This window comes from Pseudomonas sp. BMS12 (assembly GCF_001592875.1).
Lineage (GTDB): Bacteria > Pseudomonadota > Gammaproteobacteria > Pseudomonadales > Pseudomonadaceae > Aquipseudomonas.
The window spans coordinates 62,960-76,483 of the sequence record NZ_LSOF01000018.1 but is presented as its reverse complement, the minus strand read 5'-3'; the positions used below and the strand labels follow the sequence as shown (position 1 = coordinate 76,483).

The window sequence follows — 13,524 nt, the reverse complement described above, 5'->3', positions numbered from 1 at the left end:
GCATCGCGGCTGAAGCCGCTCCCACAACAGCTATAGCCCGCATAGCTCGCGGAGCTTGCGGGTATCCAGACGTGCCTCGACCAGATCGGCCAGGCGCTCGATATCGCGTTCGCGGCGGGCATGGTAGTCCACCTGCCGCGCCTCGCGCAGGCCGGCCCAGCGCAGTAGTGCGGCGCAGGCCGCCGGTTGTTCGAACAATCCGTGCAGGTAAGTGGCCATAACCTGGCCATCGGCGCTGACCGCACCATCGCAGCGACCATCGTCCAGCTGCACCGCAGGCTGCGCCAGCGCCGGGCCATGGCTGACCCCGGCATGAATTTCGTAGCCGCTGACCGCCAGCCCTTCCAGCGCCAGTTGCCCCTGCACATTGCGCAGCTGCTTCTCCGGCTCCAGCACAGTGGCGTAGTCGAGCAGGCCGAGGCCGGCGCTGCTGCCCGCCTCGCCTTCCAGGCCATGGGGATCGTCGATGCGCATGCCGAGCATCTGCAGGCCGCCACAGATGCCGAGAACCTTGCCACCGTAGCGCAGGTGACGGGTGATGGCCGCGTCCCAGCCCTGCTCGCGCAGGCGTGCCAGGTCGGCACGCACACTCTTCGAGCCCGGCAGGATGATCAGGTCGGCCGGCGGGATGGTCTGGCCGGGGCCGATGAATTGCAGGTCCACCTGCGGGTGCAGGCGCAGCGGGTCGAAGTCGGTGTGGTTGCTGATGCGCGGCAGCACCGGCACCGCCACGCGCAGCACGTCCTGCTCCTTGTCCGGCTGCAGCACCTGCACCGCGTCTTCGGCTTCCAGGTGGAAATCCATCAGGTAGGGCAGCACGCCCAGCACCGGCTTGCCGGTGCGCTGCTCCAGCCAGTCCAGTCCGGGCTGCAGCAGGGCGATGTCGCCACGAAAGCGGTTGATGACGAAGCCCTTGATCCGCGCCTGTTCGCTCGGCGCAAGCAGCTCCAGGGTGCCGACCAGATGGGCGAACACGCCGCCCTTGTCGATATCGGCGATCAGGATCACCGGGCAATCCACCGCCTCGGCGAAACCCATGTTGGCGATGTCGCCTTCGCGCAGGTTGATCTCGGCCGGCGAGCCTGCGCCCTCCACCATCACCACCGGGTACTGCGCGGCAAGGCGCGCATGAGATTCGAGCACCGCCTCGCGGGCCACGCGCTTGTAGTCGTGATAGGCCACGGCGTGCATGTTGCCAATGGCTCGGCCGTGAATGATCACCTGGGCGCCGGTGTCGGAGTTGGGTTTGAGCAGCACCGGGTTCATGTCGGTGTGCGGCGCCAGCCCGGCCGCCTGGGCCTGCACCGCCTGGGCGCGGCCGATCTCGCCGCCATCGGCGGTAACGGCGGAGTTGAGCGCCATATTTTGCGGTTTGAACGGCACCACGCTGACGCCCTGGCGCTTGAGCCAGCGGCACAGGGCGGTCACCAGGGTGCTCTTGCCGGCATCGGAGGTGGTGCCCTGCACCATGAGTGTCGCCGTCACGAACGGTACTCCTTAAGCGCCTGCTCCAGCCGTGCCCAGCCCGTCTCGTCTCCCGGCAAGCCGAAACGCAGACCGGAAGGTGCGTTGATCAGCCGAACCAGAATGCCGCGCTGGGCGAGAAACGCGTGCAACTCGGGCGGCCGCTCATGCAGCACCAGCTGGAACAGCGAGGTGCCCCCCGCCGGCGGCAGGCCATAGTGGCTGAGCAACACGGCCAGGCGCAGGCCGTCGGCCTGCAAACGTTGGCGCTGATACTCCTGATGCACACCATCCAGCAACGCGGCACGCGCCACTTCGCGAGTTGGGCCGGCCACGGTCCAGGGGCCGAGCAGCGCGTCCAGCCGCTGCAACAGGTCAGCCTCGGCCAGGACGAAGCCGAGGCGCATGCCAGCCAGGCCGAAGAACTTGCCGAACGAGCGCAGCACGACCAGCCCCGGCAGGTGGCTGTGGGCGGCCAGGCTCAGCTCTGGCGTGCAGTCGATGAAGGCTTCGTCCACCACCAGCCAGCCACCGCGCTCGGCCAGCTGCGCATGCCAGCTCAGCAATTGCTCGACCTCGATGCGCCGCCCCGTAGGGTTATTCGGATTGATCACCACCAGCACGTCCAGACGCTCCAGCGCGCGATGCACCGAACCCTCGCTGATCTCCTGCAGACGGTGGCCCTCGCGGCGCCAGGCCTGGGCATGCTCGGCATAGGCCGGCGCGACGATGCCGACCCGCGACTCGCCGCGCAGGCGCGGCAGAAGCTGGATCGCCGCCTGCGAGCCGGCCACCGGCAGCAGCGACTGCACGCCGTAATAATCCCGCGCCGCGGCTTCCAGACCGTCGTCCTTCTCCGGCAAACGGTTCCAGGCGTCCGCCGAAATCACCGGCAAAGGCCAGGCATAGGGCGCGATGCCGGTGGACAGGTCCAGCCATTGGTTCAGTTCGATGCCGAATTGCTGCGCCGCCAGGCGCACGCGGCCACCATGCTCAAGCAAGCCAGACTCCTCCCGCGATCAATACCAGCAGCCACAAGCCTACGCCGGCATACACCAGATTGAGCGCCCGTTCGATGTCCCGCGCCTGTGCCTCGGCGCCCTCACCCAGCTGCGGGCGCTGTTCCTCGACGCCGTGGTAGACCGCCGCCCCGCCCAGGCGCACACCCAGCGCACCGGCCCCGGCGGCCATCACCGGCCCGGCGTTGGGGCTGTCCCACTGCGGCGCCTGCAGGCTCCAGCAACGGATGGCGTGGTGCGTCTGACCGAGCAGCGCGTAGGTCAGCGCGACCAGGCGCGCCGGCACATAGTTGAGTGCATCGTCGACCTTCGCCGCCGCCCAGCCGAAGCGCTCGAAACGCTCGTTGCGGTAGCCCCACATGGCGTCCAGGGTATTGCTCAGGCGATACAGCACCACGCCCGGCGCGCCGAGCAGGCAGAACCAGAACAGCGCGGCGAAGACTGCGTCGGAACCATTCTCCAGCACCGATTCGGTGCCGGCGCGGGCCACGGCCGTGGCGTCCAGCTCGCTGGTACGCCGGCTGACCAGATAGCCGACGCGCTGACGCGCCTCGTCCAGCTGCCCCAGGCGCAGGGCCTGGGCCACGGGCAGGGCATGTTGGGCCAAACTCTTCAGGCCAACGGCGCAATACAGGGCGAGGATATCAACCAGCCAGCCCAAGCTGCTCAGGCTCAGCAGCCACACCAGGGCCACCGCCGGCAGCACCGCCATGCACCAGCCGGTGACGCCGTGGCTACGCCAGCCGCGCCCGCCGGCATTGAGCCGCTGCTCGATGCGCTGGGCCAGGTTGCCGAAGCCCACCAGCGGGTGCCAGCGGCGTGGCTCGCCCAGCCAGGCATCCAGGCCCAGCCCGGCCAATACGGCAAGTACCAGGCTCATCGCTGTCCCCAGCTGTCGGTGAACAGCAGCTCGGCCAGCGGTCGCTCCTCGGCCCAGCCCTCCTCGACCAGCATCGGCCGTTCGTAGAACTCATGCACCGGCCCCAGGCACAGCACCGCCACGGGCTGGCTGCCGGGCGGCATGCCGAGCAACTCGGCCAGGGCCTCGGGTTCGAACAGCGACACCCAGCCCATGCCTAATCCCTCGGCACGCGCCGCCAGCCAGAGGTTCTGGATGGCGCAGCTGAGCGAGGCCAGGTCCATCTGCGGCAAGGTGCGGCGGCCGAACACATGGGCCTCGCGGCCGTCCATCAGCGCCGCCACCAACAGCTCGGCGCAATCGCGGATGCCTTCGACCTTGAGCCGCATGAACGCGTCGCTGCGCTCACCCAGCGCCTCGGCGGTACGCACCCGCTCGGCCTCGACCAGGCCGTGAATGGCCTCGCGCAGCGGCGGACGGGTAATGCGAATGAAGCGCCAGGGCTGCATCAGGCCGACGCTGGGCGCCTGGTGCGCGGCCGCCAGCAGGCGTTGCAGCAGTTCCGGGGACACCTCGCCGCCGGCGAAGTGGCGCATGTCGCGGCGCTCGGCAATGGCGCGGTAGACGGCGGCGCGGTCCTCGGGGCGGTAGGCGTGGTCGGTCATGGCAGCAATAGCTCGGCCGCCGCCCGCGGGTTGGACGGCAGATAGAAGTGGATGTAGGACGCCGTGAGGCGCCCTATCTGATAGACCGCTTCGGCTGCGCGTCGCTGATTGGGGCAGGCGCCCCGGGCGCCGGGCTGCAACGGGCAGTCCAGCGTCGAATGGTGGTAAGTATGCCCGCGCAGGCTGCCCTGCTGCAGCTCTACTTGCTGCAACGCCAGCGCGGCCAGGCGCGGCTGCATCCTCGCCGCGCCCGGTAGCAGCCCGACCAGCTCGGCACGTTCGCCCTGTTTGTCAGTCAGTGCCTGCAGCAGATAGAGCATGCCGCCGCACTCGGCGAGGATCGGTTTGCCCGCCCTGTGATGCTCACGAATCGCCGCTAGCATCGGCTGGTTGCCGGCCAGTTGCTGCAGGTGCAGTTCGGGGTAGCCGCCGGGCAGATACAGGCTATCCACCGGCGGCAGGCGGGCATCGACCAGCGGCGAGAAATACACCAGCTCGGCGCCGAGCGCCTGCAGCAGGTCGAGGTTGGCCTGGTAGATGAAGGAAAAGCTGCCGTCGCGCGCCACGCCGATACGCACACCCGCCAGCCGGCGCTCTAACACCTCCGCGGCAGGAGCAATGAACGTCACTGCAGCTGGCAGCACGGCGCCGGCACTGGCCAGCAGCGCATCCGCCGCCGCATCCAGGCGTGCATCCAGATCGACCAGTTCCGCCGCCTGCACCAGGCCCAGGTGGCGGCTGGGCAACTCGACATCGGCACTGCGCGGCAAGGCGCCGAACCAGCTCAGAGCGCTTGGCAGGCAGGCCCGCAGTAGCTCGGCATGCGTGGCGCTGCCGGTGCGATTGGCCAGCACGCCGGCAAACGGCAGGTCCGCCTGATAGCTGGCCAGACCGTGAGCGACGGCGGCGAAGGTCTGCGCCATGGCACTGGCATCGATCACGCCGAGCACCGGCACGCTGAAACGGCGCGCCAGGTCGGCTGCCGAGGGTTGGCCGTCGAACAGTCCCATCACGCCTTCGATCAGGATCAGATCGGCCTCGCCCGCCGCCTGCCAGAGCAAACGCCGGCTCTCGGCCTCACCCACCATCCACAGGTCGAGCTGGTATACCGGCGCGCCGCTGGCGCGCTGCAGGATCATCGGGTCGAGAAAATCCGGGCCGCACTTGAACACCCGCACCCGCCGCCCGGCACGCGTGTGCAGGCGCGCCAGCGCGGCGGTCACCGTGGTCTTGCCCTGGCCGGACGCCGGGGCAGCGATCAGCAGGGCCGGACAGGCGCGCCCCGCCATCAGCCCGCCACGCGCGGCTTCAGGCCGCTGGCCGCGCGCCAGCCGAGATACAGCAGGCTCGCCACGCCGACGTACAGCGCCATGTTGCCGAGAAAGCGCGGGTAGTAATGGCCGATGCGCGGCAGGAAGCCGGCCAGGCTCGGCTCCGCATAACGCCCGGAGAGGAAGTAGAAACCGCCGCTGGACAGCAGGTGGCAGACCAACGCCGCCACTAGCACCGTCAACGCCAGTGTCACCAGGCTAACGGCCTGCTCACGATGCCAGCGCGCATACAGGCGCCCGCCCAGCCACAGCGCGCCATAGGCCGGCAGCAGCATCCAGTAGGCTGGCGAGGTGCACCAGTCAGTGACAGTGCCGCTCGCCACCATGGCGAAGTCCAGCGCGCTGGCCAGTACGAACAGCGCGGGAAAGACCCAGCGCGGGTGCAGCAGTACGCCGGCGAGGAAGAACACCGCCCAGCTGGCGCTGGGCAGGTTCAATGTGGCGAAGTGCTGGCCGCGGGTCACCGCCAGCAACAGGGCGAGGACCAGGCCGATCAACAGCTGGCTGCGAGGAGAAAGTACGGGCATGACAAAGATCCTCAGAGCGCCTGATAGCGCAGGGTCAGGTAGAACGCACGACCGGGTTGCTCGTAGGTCTGCGCCGTTTCGTAGTCGCGGTCGAACAGGTTGCTGACCTTGGCCTGCACCTGCCACTCGGCGTCGATGTGGTACTCGCCGCGCAGGTCGACCAGGGCATAGCCCGGCAGGCGCGAGTCCTCGTCGTTACTGGCATCGTCGAAGCGCTGGCTGGCCGCGAACAGCGTGGCGCCCACGCCGAAGTCGCCGAAGCGGCGGTCGGCATCCAGGTTGAAGGTGCGCTTGGCCCGGCGCGCCAGCTGGTGGCCGTGGTTCTCCGCACTGCGATCCTGCGGGTCGAGCAGGGTCAGAGTCGCGGCCAGATCCCAGTCCGCCACCTGACTGCGCACCATCGACTCCAGGCCACGGATGCGCGCCGACTCGACATTCTCCGGGCGCATCGGGCTGCGGCCGGCCCAGACGATCAGGTCGTCGATCTGGTTCTCGAAGGCACTGACGCTCCACTCACCCCAACCGGCGAGACCGCGCAGGCCGAGTTCGTAGTTTTCCGACTCCTCCGGCTGCAGATCCGGGTTACCGGCAGTCGAAGCGCTCGCCGGGTAGTACAGGTCGTTAAAGGTCGGCGCGCGGAAGGCGGTGCCATAGGCGGCGCTGAGGGTCAGGCTGTCGGACAGGTCATAGCTCCAGCCCAGGTTGCCGGTGTCGTGCTGGCCGAACTGCTGGTTGTCGTCGCGACGCAGGCCGGCGCTCAGGCCATGGCGGCCCAGGCGCAGCTGGTACTGGGCGTAGTAGCCGTGGTTGTCGCGCGAGTCCTCGGCGTAGTCGTCCGAGGTGTCGATACGGTCCTGCTGGTAGTCGTAACCCAGGGTCAGCAGCTGGTCCTCGGTCAACCTGAAGTCGTTCTGCCAGCCCAGGCTGTCGCGCTCGGTATCGAAGCGCGAGTAGAAGTCGTCATCGCGGAAATTGTCGGTGCGCTCCTCACTGTGCCCGGCCTGCAGGGTGACGGCCCAGGGCTCTAACGGCGAGAAACGAGCACGCCCGCCGAGGACCTGCTGCTCGCCATCGGCATAGCCGTAGCGCCCGCTCTTGCCGGAGCTGCTGCGCAGGTCCTGGTCGCTGTGGATGCTCGACTGCAGCCAGCTGCCATCCAGTTCCAGGCCGTTGCCGAAGCGATAGCCACCGCGCAGCGAGCCGGAGAGGTTGCGATAGCCATCGGCATCGGCCTCGTAAGCCTTGGGCGCGCTGGGACGATAGGCCCGGGCATTGATGCCGTCGGTATCCTCGCTGCTGACACCCAGACTGAACCAGCCGTTGTCGCCACCACCGGCCAGGCCGGCACTGCCGCTGTAGCTGGAGCGACTGCCGGCACCCAGCGCCAGATAGGGTTTGAAGCCCTGCCCCGCGCCGCGCCGGGTGAAGACCTGGATCACCCCGCCCAGGGCCTCGGAACCGTACAGGCTGGAACGCGGCCCGCGGACCACCTCGATACGCTCGACCAGGGCCAGCGGAATGTCCTGCAGGGCGGCGGCACCGGAGGTGGCCGAGCCGACCTTGATGCCGTCGATCAGCACCAGCACCTGCTTCTCGGTACTGCCGCGCAGGTACAGCGAGGTGCTCTTGCCGCGCCCACCGTTGCTGACGATCTGCACGCCGGCCAGGCCGCGCAGCACATCGGGCACGGTGGAGGCCTGGGTCCGTTCGATATCGTCGCGAGTGATCACGCTACTGGAGGCGATCGCCACCAGCGGGGTCGTGGTACGGGTAGCAGTAACCACCTGTTGATCAAGGTTGAGAGAGTTCGCCTGCACGGCAAAGGGGGAAAGGCTCAGCAGCGCGCACGCCGCCAGCCGCAAATCGGGCTTGCTCAAGTTGTCGTTCTCCGTCGCGCCACCCGCGCGACACTGCGGGATAAGGCCTTTGGAGAACGAACGGGAACGCGGCAGGCGCGCCCGGCGCCGCCCTCCGCAATGCCGTGGATTGCGACAGGCCGGTCTCCGGGCTCGTGAGCCAAGCCATGCGGCTTGCGGGTCGCGCCTTCCCATGCCGAAGCACAGTGGCGGGATGCGACCTTTGACTCACCTACCGTTGCGGGGGCAGCGCCGGAATGGTGCCTGCGATCAACGCAGCACGCACCGGCTTCCCTGTTTCACCCCTCGACCGCATGCGGCGGGGGCACCTGAAGCAGGCGCGCAGCTTAGTGGCCGCCCCTGCCGGGGTCAATCGGCAACCGCCTGGCAGACAGGTCGAACCCTGCGAACGCACGGGGCTCACAACCCAAACACCCTGGCAAAGGAGAATCCCATGACCCGCAACCGCTATGCATCCTGTATCCAGGCCTGCAACGCCTGTGCTGTCGCGTGCGAAACCTGCGCCGCCGCCTGCCTCCGGGAACCCGACCTGCAGCACATGGCGACCTGCATCACCTGCGATATCGACTGCGCCGACATGTGCCGCCTGGCCGAACGCCTGATGGTGCGTGACAGCCCGCTGTGCGACGAAATCTGCCGACTCTGTGCGCTAACCTGCCAGGCCTGCGCCGAGGAGTGCAGCAAGCACCAGAAGGGCCATTGCCAACAATGCGCCAAGGCCTGCCAGCACTGCGTCGAAGCCTGCGAGGTGATGGCTGCCTGACGAGCGACTCAGGGCCGCGGCATGAAACCGGCCGGTTTGCTCGCCAACCACTCTACGAAGGTTCGTAGGCCCTCATCGCCGAGCAGCGCTTCGCGGCAGTTGTAGGTCAATGCCAGCTCCTTCTCGCTGAACAGCTTGTGGATCTGGTTGTGACAGGCGCGGCAGACCCACAGGGTGGCGGTGATGCGTTCGCTCCTGGCGTAGCGCTTCTGCACATAGGGCTTGTCATGCAGCGCCTTGGGGATCAGGTGGTGACGGGTCAAGGGCACTGCCCGCAGGCATAACTCACAGGCCTCGGGCTGGGGCGGCAGGCGGATCGGTTCAGCCATGCGGCACTCAGCGCTTGCGACAGAGGCTCAGGCCATCGCCCAGGGGCAGCATCGACAAATCGATGCGCTGGTCGCGTTTGAGCGTGCGATTGAGCGCCTGGATGGCGCGGGTATCTGCGCTGTCCGGGCTCTGTTCGAGCACCCGGCCGCTCCACAGCACGTTGTCGAACAGGATCAGCCCGCCCTGACGAGCCAGCACCAGGGCGTGCTCCAGGTAGACCGGGTAGTTGGCCTTGTCGGCATCGATGAAGATCAGGTCGAAGCTCTCGCCCTGGCCGCCACGTACCAACGCACTGAGCGTTTCCAGGGCCGGCGCCAGGCGCAGTTCGATACGTTCGCTGACGCCCGCCTCGTACCAGTAGCGTTCGGCGATGGCGTTGTAGTCACCGGGCAGGTCGCAACACAGCAGGCGCCCGTCCGCCGGCAGGGCCTGAGCCATGCACAGGGCGCTGTAGCCGGTGAAGGTGCCGATTTCGAGGATCTTGCGCGCGCCAGTCAGTTGCACCAGCAGCGCCATGAACTGGCCCTGCTCGGGGGCTATCTGCCAGCGCGCCATGGGCAGCCGCGCGGTTTCCTCGCGCAGGCGCTGCAACAGTGGCGACTCGCGCAGGGAGATGTCCAGCAGGTACTGGTAGAGGTTGTCGTCGAGATTGAGGCTGCGCTGGGTCACGGCTGGCGCGCCAGGCTGTCGCCGCTCAGCACCCGCTTGGCGCTGAGAAAGCTCTTCTGCCAGTAGGCCTGGTCGAGGTAGTCCAGGCGCACCGTGCCGCCACTGGAAGGCGCGTGCACGAAGCGCCCTTCGCCGACATAGATACCGGCATGACTGACCTGGCCGCCACCATTGGTGGCGAAGAACACCAGATCGCCGCTCTGCAGATCAGCACGGCCGATGCTGGGCGCACGCACGCGGATCATCTCGCGGGTCGAACGCGGCAGGCTGATACCGGCCGAGTTGCGGTAGACGTAGCCGATCAGACCACTGCAGTCGAAACCGCTGTCCGGCGTATTGCCACCATAGCGGTATGGCGTACCGACCAGGCCGATAGCGCTGATCAGCACATCGTCGGCGCTGGCGTTGACGATCGGAAAGGGACTGTAGGTTTGTTCGACGGGAGGCTTGCCGGCGCAGGCGGTAAGCAGCGCGGCGAGAGCTAGCAGGGTGAGGCGAGCCGAAAAAGGCATGGGCGGGCGTCCTGACCGGAATGCGCCCTACTCTGCCGGCTGGCGGCCCCGGGCGCAAGCCTGAGGCCGATGGCGATCAACGATGTCCGGCGCTTTCCTGTTCGGGCGCCAGGGCCAGCAGACGCTTGGCTTCCAGGTAATTGCGCTTCCAGTAGCCGCTGCCAATGCTGTCCACGCGCACACCACCACTGCGACTGCTGCTGGAATGGATGAACTGGTCATCGCCCAGATAGATCCCGGCATGGCTGACGCGGCCACGACCACGGGTGCTGAAGAAGATCACATCGCCCGGCTCCAGCTCATCGCGAGCCACCAGCGGGGCGTCCATGTTGATCATCTCGCGAGTCGAGCGCGGCAGCTGCATGCCCGCCTCTTCCTTGAACAGATAACCGATGAAGCCGCTGCAGTCGAAGCCGGTCTTGATCGACGAACCGCCGTAACGGTACCGAGTGCCGATCAGCGACAGGCCTTCACTGAGGATGCTGTCCGCCAGCTGCGGCATTTCATAGGGCTTGTCGTCGGTCAGTTCGGCCATGTCCTCGTCGGACAGGTACTCGACCGTGGGTTGTGGCTCGACCACGCTGACTTGTGGTTGCGGAGCCTGGCTGGCGCAGGCCGCCAGCAGAACTGTGAGTGCAATGGGCACGAGGGGTGCGAAGCGCTTTAGCATGGGCACGACCGTGTCGAAGGGTTCTTTTATGGCCGGCGACTATGCCGTCTGATTCGACGATTTGCAAATTCAATGCCCGGAAATGTGACCTACTAGTTCCGGCAAAACGTCTGACGCCCTCCCCGACAAACGGACATCGACGCGGCGACTGATATCGGTCTGCTGCGGGTTCACTTCCACCGTAAAACCCCCATTCCTGCGGGCTTCGAGCACAGGCTCGACTATGTAGGGGAAGCTCGCCGTAGTGCCGACCGCCAGTACCACCTCGAAGCCCTCGCGCACCTGCTCATAAAGCCGACCAATGGCATCTTCCGGCAGCATTTCCTCGAACAGCACCACAGGTGGGCGCAGCACGCCCCCACAGCGGGCACAGAGCGGCGGCAATGGTCGCTGCAGGTGCGCGGCCAACTCCGCATCCTCGGCACCGCAGGACTGGCAATACAGCGGCGCCAGCTCGCCATGGATCTCGATCAGCCGCTCCAGCGGCGACCCGGCCTGGCGGTGGTAACCGTCGATGTTCTGGGTCAACACCCAGCATTCGGGTTTGAGGCGCTGCAGCTCGGCGATGGCTCGATGCCCGGCATTCGGCGTGGCACCCAGGCAGGCGGCGCCGAGCTGGGCCAGGTAACGCCAGCACAACGCCGGATCGCGCTGCAGCATCGGCCCGGACAACGCCACCTCGATTGGCAGGCCTTCGGCGGTGAGGCCGTTGTACAGGCCGCCGAGGCCGCGATAGGTGGGCAAGCCGGAGTCCGCCGACAGCCCGGCGCCGGTGATGATCAGGATGCGTTCGGCCTGCTGGATGGCCCGGGCGACGCTGAGAATGTCGCTATCCACGCTTGACCCTCCGTTCCGTGAGCGGGCTAGTGATTGACCGTGTGCGCCAGCATCATAGACAACTGGCACAGCGGACGACCGCTCTGCTCCTGCCACTGGTTGAAGGCGGCCTGCACGGCGGCCAGCTCCTTCTGGCTGGTCGGCGCCTTGTCGATGATCTTCTGCGCCTTGAGCGCGGCGACCATGTCCTCGCTGGCAATGAAGGTGTCCTTGCCGACCATGCGCAGCAGCCGCGGTGCCGACTGTCCGCCAAGCTGGCTGCCGTGCTTGGCCAGATATTTCCACAGGCCGACGATGTCGCTTACTGGCCAATCGGCGATCAGCGCGCCGAAACTGCCCTTCTCCTTTTGCACATCCAGGACGAACTGGGCATTGCGCGGCACGCTCTTGAGCTTGCCCAGGTGGCGAATCAGGCGGGTGTCCTGCATCAGCCGCTCCAGGTGCTCGGCGCCCATCAGCACCACCTTGTGCGGGTCAAAGCCGAAGAAGGCCTGTTCGAAGGCCGGCCACTTGGCATCCACCAGGCTGTGCTTGAGCCCGGCGCGGAACACGCGCAGGGCGATCAGCGACAGGTAGCGATCATCGCCCAGGGCGCGCAATTCGGCGTCGCTGCGCGGTTGCGGCAGCATGGCCTCCAGGGCTGCGGTCGAACCGAAACGGTTCAGGCAGTACTCGTGAATCCATTGATAGTCGCGCATGAGAAGCCCTTGTCGAAACGGGAGCACAGGTTGCCCGCACCGCCCGGGGCGAGCAAGCCGTGCGCGCACGACCACGGTATTTCAACCGCGCCGACGTGGAGCCAGTCGCACCAGCAATGCCGCAGCGGCTGCCGCCGTGGCGACAGCTGCCACGCCCGTCCACCCCCAACTGGCCAGCGCCATGCTGCCCAGCACCGCGCCACTGGCCATACCGATGAACATGCCAGTGAACAGCAAGGCATTGAGGCGGCTGCGGGCGGCCGGATCCAGACCGTAAACCTGTGTCTGGTGCGCCACCAGGGCCGCCTGGATACCGAAGTCGAAGGCAATCGCAGCCACGACGATCAGCCACAGCTGCCCCAAGCCAGGCATGAACGCACCCAAGCCCATCGCTGCGAAAGCCAGCGTGCTCAAGCCGGCACCGAGGCGCACTACCAGTTCGGAGCCACGCGCATCCGCCAGCCGACCCGCCAACGGCGCGGCCAGGGCCCCGGCCGCGCCGGCCAGGCCAAAAGCTCCGGCAACGGCACTGCCTAGATGGAACTGCTCATACAGCATCACCGCCAGGGTGGACCAGAAGGCGCTGAACCCCAGAGACAGCAGACCCTGGGCGAAAGCGGCGCGGCGCAGTTCGGGATGTGCACACCACAACCCCAGCATCGAACCCAGCAGCCGCCCGTAGCGCATACGATTGGCCACAGCGAAGCGCGGCAAACCATGCCAGGCCGCGACGGCAAAAAGCAGGATGCTCACAGCTGCGGCCAGGTACACGCTGCGCCAGCCCCAGTGCTCGGCGATGAAACCGCTGGCGACGCGCGAGAGCAGAATACCCAGCAGCAGCCCGGTCATGACCGTACCGACCACCTTGCCGCGCCGGGCCTCGGGGGCCAGGGTCGCGGCGGCCGGCACAATGTCCTGCGCCAGGGTCGCGCTTAGCCCGACGACCAGGCTCGCAGCCAGCAGCAGGGGCACATTGCCAAGCAGGCCGCAGGCCAGCAGCGCCAGTGCCAGCAGCAGGGATTTGAGCAGTATCAGGGAGCGGCGATCATAGCGATCACCCAGCGGCGCGAGCAGCAGTATGCCCAGCGCATACCCCAGTTGCGTCAGCGTCGGGATCAGCCCGACTTCACGGGTGCCAGCCCCCAGATCGCCCGCGAGAACCCCCAGCATCGGCTGGCTGTAGTAAATCGAGGCCACGGCCAGACCTGCACCACTGGCCAGGAGCAGTACCCGTCCGCGAGGGATGTCGATGGCCGGCGCTATCCCGTCCTGACGGCTTTGAGTGATGTTCATGAGTTGCTCC

At 67.3% G+C, this 13,524-nt stretch carries 15 protein-coding genes and 1 riboswitch; of the genes, 1 reads left to right on the top strand and 14 read right to left on the bottom strand.

What is annotated here, in order from left to right:
* Positions 1-30: 30 nt before the first annotated feature.
* The 7 genes from AYB31_RS17020 to btuB are packed head-to-tail and all read right to left on the bottom strand — an operon-like array spanning position 31 to position 7,742.
* Entirely contained in the window at positions 31-1,470 is a 1,440-nt protein-coding gene (locus tag AYB31_RS17020) for a cobyric acid synthase (RefSeq protein WP_068829902.1), read from the bottom strand.
* A gap of 11 nt (positions 1,471-1,481) precedes the next feature.
* The gene (gene cobD / locus AYB31_RS17015) at positions 1,482-2,465 is read right to left on the bottom strand and encodes a threonine-phosphate decarboxylase CobD (RefSeq protein ID WP_068829901.1); all 984 of its coding nucleotides are present in this window, start codon (positions 2,463-2,465) and stop codon (positions 1,482-1,484) included.
* Positions 2,458-3,363 (bottom strand): adenosylcobinamide-phosphate synthase CbiB, encoded by a 906-nt coding sequence (gene cbiB / locus AYB31_RS17010; protein ID WP_068829900.1) that lies wholly within the window; start codon positions 3,361-3,363, stop codon positions 2,458-2,460. The genes cobD and cbiB overlap by 8 nt, the downstream gene beginning before the upstream one ends.
* Entirely contained in the window at positions 3,360-4,007 is a 648-nt protein-coding gene (gene bluB / locus AYB31_RS17005) for a 5,6-dimethylbenzimidazole synthase (RefSeq protein WP_068829899.1), read from the bottom strand. The genes cbiB and bluB overlap by 4 nt, the downstream gene beginning before the upstream one ends.
* The gene (locus tag AYB31_RS17000) at positions 4,004-5,296 is read right to left on the bottom strand and encodes a cobyrinate a,c-diamide synthase (protein ID WP_068829898.1); all 1,293 of its coding nucleotides are present in this window, start codon (positions 5,294-5,296) and stop codon (positions 4,004-4,006) included. The genes bluB and AYB31_RS17000 overlap by 4 nt, the downstream gene beginning before the upstream one ends.
* Positions 5,296-5,865: a hypothetical protein gene (locus tag AYB31_RS16995; protein WP_068829897.1), complete on the bottom strand. Its 570-nt coding sequence runs from the start codon at positions 5,863-5,865 to the stop codon at positions 5,296-5,298. The genes AYB31_RS17000 and AYB31_RS16995 overlap by 1 nt, the downstream gene beginning before the upstream one ends.
* 11 nt (positions 5,866-5,876) lie before the next feature.
* Entirely contained in the window at positions 5,877-7,742 is a 1,866-nt protein-coding gene (gene btuB / locus AYB31_RS16990; protein WP_082805338.1) for a TonB-dependent vitamin B12 receptor, read from the bottom strand.
* Between the two features lie 100 nt (positions 7,743-7,842).
* A riboswitch (cobalamin riboswitch) is annotated at positions 7,843-8,069 on the bottom strand.
* A gap of 106 nt (positions 8,070-8,175) precedes the next feature.
* On the opposite strand from btuB, the gene AYB31_RS16985 reads away from it, so the two are divergent.
* The gene (locus tag AYB31_RS16985) at positions 8,176-8,505 is read left to right on the top strand and encodes a four-helix bundle copper-binding protein (protein WP_068829896.1); all 330 of its coding nucleotides are present in this window, start codon (positions 8,176-8,178) and stop codon (positions 8,503-8,505) included.
* Positions 8,506-8,513: 8 nt separating this feature from the next.
* Here AYB31_RS16985 and AYB31_RS16980 read toward each other — a convergent pair whose 3' ends face one another.
* From AYB31_RS16980 to AYB31_RS16950, 7 genes are all read right to left on the bottom strand, one after another.
* Positions 8,514-8,834 (bottom strand): hypothetical protein, encoded by a 321-nt coding sequence (locus AYB31_RS16980; protein WP_068829895.1) that lies wholly within the window; start codon positions 8,832-8,834, stop codon positions 8,514-8,516.
* Positions 8,835-8,841: 7 nt separating this feature from the next.
* On the bottom strand, positions 8,842-9,504 hold the full coding sequence (locus AYB31_RS16975) for a class I SAM-dependent methyltransferase (RefSeq protein ID WP_068829894.1): 663 nt from the start codon (positions 9,502-9,504) through the stop codon (positions 8,842-8,844).
* On the bottom strand, positions 9,501-10,016 hold the full coding sequence (locus AYB31_RS16970) for a C40 family peptidase (protein WP_068829893.1): 516 nt from the start codon (positions 10,014-10,016) through the stop codon (positions 9,501-9,503). Before AYB31_RS16970 ends, AYB31_RS16975 begins: the two co-directional genes overlap by 4 nt.
* 76 nt (positions 10,017-10,092) lie before the next feature.
* A complete protein-coding gene (locus tag AYB31_RS16965; RefSeq protein ID WP_068829892.1) occupies positions 10,093-10,686 on the bottom strand; it encodes a C40 family peptidase in 594 nt (197 codons plus the stop codon).
* 69 nt (positions 10,687-10,755) lie between these two features.
* Positions 10,756-11,523: an NAD-dependent deacylase gene (locus tag AYB31_RS16960; protein WP_068829891.1), complete on the bottom strand. Its 768-nt coding sequence runs from the start codon at positions 11,521-11,523 to the stop codon at positions 10,756-10,758.
* A gap of 26 nt (positions 11,524-11,549) precedes the next feature.
* The gene (locus tag AYB31_RS16955; protein ID WP_068829890.1) at positions 11,550-12,221 is read right to left on the bottom strand and encodes a DNA-3-methyladenine glycosylase I; all 672 of its coding nucleotides are present in this window, start codon (positions 12,219-12,221) and stop codon (positions 11,550-11,552) included.
* An 81-nt stretch (positions 12,222-12,302) separates the two neighbouring features.
* The gene (locus AYB31_RS16950; protein ID WP_068829889.1) at positions 12,303-13,514 is read right to left on the bottom strand and encodes an MFS transporter; all 1,212 of its coding nucleotides are present in this window, start codon (positions 13,512-13,514) and stop codon (positions 12,303-12,305) included.
* Between the last annotated feature and the right edge of the window lie 10 nt (positions 13,515-13,524).

What these genes read in the sequence shown, in the direction of transcription:
- AYB31_RS17020 (WP_068829902.1), bottom strand. Translation starts at nt 1,470, where the DNA reads ATGGTGCAGGGCACCACCTCCGATGCCGGCAAGAGCACCCTGGTGACC.
- cbiB (WP_068829900.1), bottom strand. Translation starts at nt 3,363, where the DNA reads ATGAGCCTGGTACTTGCCGTATTGGCCGGGCTGGGCCTGGATGCCTGG.
- bluB (WP_068829899.1), bottom strand. Translation starts at nt 4,007, where the DNA reads ATGACCGACCACGCCTACCGCCCCGAGGACCGCGCCGCCGTCTACCGC.
- AYB31_RS17000 (WP_068829898.1), bottom strand. Translation starts at nt 5,296, where the DNA reads ATGGCGGGGCGCGCCTGTCCGGCCCTGCTGATCGCTGCCCCGGCGTCC.
- AYB31_RS16995 (WP_068829897.1), bottom strand. Translation starts at nt 5,865, where the DNA reads ATGCCCGTACTTTCTCCTCGCAGCCAGCTGTTGATCGGCCTGGTCCTC.
- AYB31_RS16985 (WP_068829896.1), top strand. Translation starts at nt 8,176, where the DNA reads ATGACCCGCAACCGCTATGCATCCTGTATCCAGGCCTGCAACGCCTGT.
- AYB31_RS16980 (WP_068829895.1), bottom strand. Translation starts at nt 8,834, where the DNA reads ATGGCTGAACCGATCCGCCTGCCGCCCCAGCCCGAGGCCTGTGAGTTA.
- AYB31_RS16970 (WP_068829893.1), bottom strand. Translation starts at nt 10,016, where the DNA reads ATGCCTTTTTCGGCTCGCCTCACCCTGCTAGCTCTCGCCGCGCTGCTT.
- AYB31_RS16965 (WP_068829892.1), bottom strand. Translation starts at nt 10,686, where the DNA reads ATGCTAAAGCGCTTCGCACCCCTCGTGCCCATTGCACTCACAGTTCTG.
- AYB31_RS16955 (WP_068829890.1), bottom strand. Translation starts at nt 12,221, where the DNA reads ATGCGCGACTATCAATGGATTCACGAGTACTGCCTGAACCGTTTCGGT.
- AYB31_RS16950 (WP_068829889.1), bottom strand. Translation starts at nt 13,514, where the DNA reads ATGAACATCACTCAAAGCCGTCAGGACGGGATAGCGCCGGCCATCGAC.